Source organism: Bradyrhizobium sp. P5_C11_2 (assembly GCF_054049755.1).
This window is the reverse complement of record NZ_JBFULT010000873.1, coordinates 1-1,990: the sequence shown is the minus strand read 5'-3', so window position 1 is coordinate 1,990 and position 1,990 is coordinate 1. Positions and strand designations below refer to the sequence as shown.

Genomic DNA, 1,990 nt, shown 5'->3' with positions numbered 1-1,990 from the left:
GACGAGATCGACACCACCGGCGGTCCGGGCTTCGGCTTCGAGCACTTCAAGGAGCTCGACTTCCTGCGCGACAAGGAGGTGGTGTTGACCTTCGACGACGGCCCCTGGCCGAAGAACACGCCCGCGGTGCTGAAGGCGCTCGCCGATGAATGCACCACCGGCATCTTCTTCTCGATCGGCAAGCACGCCACCTACGAGCCGGAGATCCTGAAGCAGGTCTACGCAGCCGGCCACACCGTGGGCAGCCACACCTGGTCGCACGCCAATCTCAACAACAAGAAGCTCACGGAAGCGCAGCGCAAGGAAGAGATCGAGAAGGGCCTGTCCGCGGTGAAGTGGGCGCTCGGCGGCATCTCGCCCTCGCCGTTCTTCCGCTTCCCCGCGCTCCAGCATCCGCCGGAGATGGTCACCTATCTCGGCAACCGCAACGTCGGGATCTTCTCCTGCGATATCGACTCGTTCGACTTCAAGGCCTCCAAGCCCGAGAAGGTGATCGAGACCGTGATGAAGAAGCTCGACAGCAAGGGCAAAGGCATCGTCCTGATGCACGACTTCCAGAAGCACACCGCGGAAGCCCTGCCCGAGCTGCTCAAGCGCCTGAAGGCCGGTGGCTACAAGGTGGTGGCGATGCGTGCCAAGTTCCCTGCCTCGACGCTGCCGGAATACGACCAGGAGCTGCTCAAGGACATCAAGCTGCCGACGGTCAGCAACCGGCCGGTCAACAGCGTGGTGACGACGGTCTCCGAATAGCCGCGCCCTTGTCGTTCCGCATCGAAGGCTACGTCATCATCTCCGCGGACGGCATGCTTGCCGACGCGACGCATGTCATGCCCGACAGCCTGAAGTTCGAAGGCGACAAGAGGTTCTTCGAGCAGGCTCTGGATCGTGCCGCGCTGATCGTGCACGGCCGGCACTCGCATGAGCAGCAGCCGAACTCGCCGAAGCGAAAGCGGCTGATCATGACGCGCAAGATAGCCGCGCTCACAGTCGATCCGGAGATGCCGAACGCGACGCTGTGGAATCCGGACCATGCGAGCTTAGAGCAGGCCTGTGCCTTCGCCGACGTCGCCTCCGGCATGGTCGCGATCATCGGCGGCCCCGTCGTGTTCGACATGTTCATGGATCGCTACGACACGTTCTGGCTGTCGGAGGCCCCGCATCTGCGCCTGCCCGGCGGCGAGGGCTGCTTCGTCGGCGTGCCGGAGCGGACGCCGCATGAGGTGCTCGCCGAGCACGGGATGAAGCCGGGGGCGCCATACCTGCTCGACGCGGCGCATGACGTCACCGTCACGCCGTGGCGCAGGTCTTCGTAGGGTGGGTTAGCCCCGCGGATTGCGCGAAGCGCAAACCGCTTGGCGTAACCCACCAACTTCGTCCCGCGTTCGTTGAAGCATGGTGGGTTACGCCTTCGGCCAACCCACCCTACGGCGCCTCAAACGTCGCCGTAGGCCGCTTCGACCGGACGCGTGGCCCGGCCGTAGCCGATGATCATGAACAGAGCGCCGATGATTGACAGGTTCTTGAGCGCGTCGACCAGCATCTTGCCGTTGTCTGGCGGCGCCAGGTTCCAGAAATCGTAGAACAGCACGGTTGCCACCGCGACGTAGATGATCAGCAGCATCGCGAAGAAGCGCGCGCCGAAATTCAGCGCGATCATCACCCCCGCGATGATCTCGAGCGCGCCGACCGCGATCGCCAGCAGCTGCGGCGTGGTCATGGCGGTCGCGGTCTCGACCTGCTTGGCATAAGGCGCGATCATGTCGGGCACCACGACCTTGGCGGCAATGAAATCGGCCGTCGCCTGGATGGCGAACAGCTTGGTCGCGCCCGTGTAGATGAACAGCACGGCGAACAGGATTCGCCCGAAAGTCACGAACGCTGGCATGATCGGCCTCTTGGCTCAGGCTTTTTGAAATCGGAATTTTGACGAAACTACCGAGCGATTATGAAGAGTCGCGCGCCGGTTTACAAACGGGGAAATGGCGAAAAC

The 1,990-nt window shown here is 63.2% G+C and carries 3 protein-coding genes; 2 read left to right on the top strand and 1 reads right to left on the bottom strand.

What is annotated here, in order from left to right:
- A partial coding sequence (locus ACXJL8_RS39720; protein ID WP_456686887.1) for a polysaccharide deacetylase family protein occupies positions 1-750 on the top strand: 750 nt, incomplete at its 5' end.
- A gap of 8 nt (positions 751-758) precedes the next feature.
- Positions 759-1,313, top strand: coding sequence for a dihydrofolate reductase (locus ACXJL8_RS39715; RefSeq protein ID WP_456621932.1), 555 nt, complete (start codon positions 759-761; stop codon positions 1,311-1,313).
- 119 nt (positions 1,314-1,432) lie between these two features.
- On the opposite strand, the gene ACXJL8_RS39710 is transcribed toward ACXJL8_RS39715, so the two are convergent.
- Positions 1,433-1,885 (bottom strand): DoxX family membrane protein, encoded by a 453-nt coding sequence (locus ACXJL8_RS39710; protein WP_456621931.1) that lies wholly within the window; start codon positions 1,883-1,885, stop codon positions 1,433-1,435.
- Between the last annotated feature and the right edge of the window lie 105 nt (positions 1,886-1,990).

Excerpts from the sequence above, each read along its gene's own strand:
- ACXJL8_RS39710 (WP_456621931.1), bottom strand. The coding sequence starts at position 1,885 with ATGCCAGCGTTCGTGACTTTCGGGCGAATCCTGTTCGCCGTGCTGTTC.